This window comes from Cupriavidus phytohabitans, assembly GCF_017815025.1.
GTDB lineage: Bacteria > Pseudomonadota > Gammaproteobacteria > Burkholderiales > Burkholderiaceae > Cupriavidus.
Genome location: NZ_JAGIQB010000245.1, coordinates 1 through 533, shown reverse-complemented (window position 1 = coordinate 533; position 533 = coordinate 1). Strand labels below are relative to the sequence as shown.

General features: G+C 67.2%; 1 protein-coding gene. It reads left to right on the top strand.

The window, feature by feature from the left end:
* Positions 1-533 (top strand): acyl-CoA dehydrogenase family protein (locus tag J8I34_RS34345; protein ID WP_256441920.1); only part of this gene is annotated, 533 nt, incomplete at both ends.

Genomic DNA, 533 nt, shown 5'->3' with positions numbered 1-533 from the left:
GCCTTCATCGTCGAGAAGGGCATGAAGGGCTTCTCGGTGGCACAGAAGCTGGACAAGCTGGGCATGCGCGGCTCGCACACCGGCGAGCTGGTGTTCGAGGACGTGGAAGTGCCGGCCGAGAACATCCTGGGCGCCGAGAACGGCGGCGCGAAGGTGCTGATGAGCGGGCTCGACTACGAGCGCGCGGTGCTGTCGGGCGGCCCGGTCGGCATCATGCAGGCGTGCATGGACGTGGTCACGCCGTATATCCACGACCGCAAGCAGTTCGGCCAGAGCATCGGCGAGTTCCAGCTGATCCAGGGCAAGGTGGCGGACATGTACACCACGCTGCAGGCGGCGCGCAGCTACCTGTACACGGTCGGCAAGAACCTGGACGCGCTCGGCAGCGACCACGTGCGCCAGGTGCGCAAGGACTGCGCCGCGGTGATCCTGTACACGGCCGAGAAGGCCACCTGGATGGCGGGCGAGACCGTGCAGATCCTGGGCGGCAACGGCTACATCAACGAATACCCGGCCGGGCGCCTGTGGCGCGA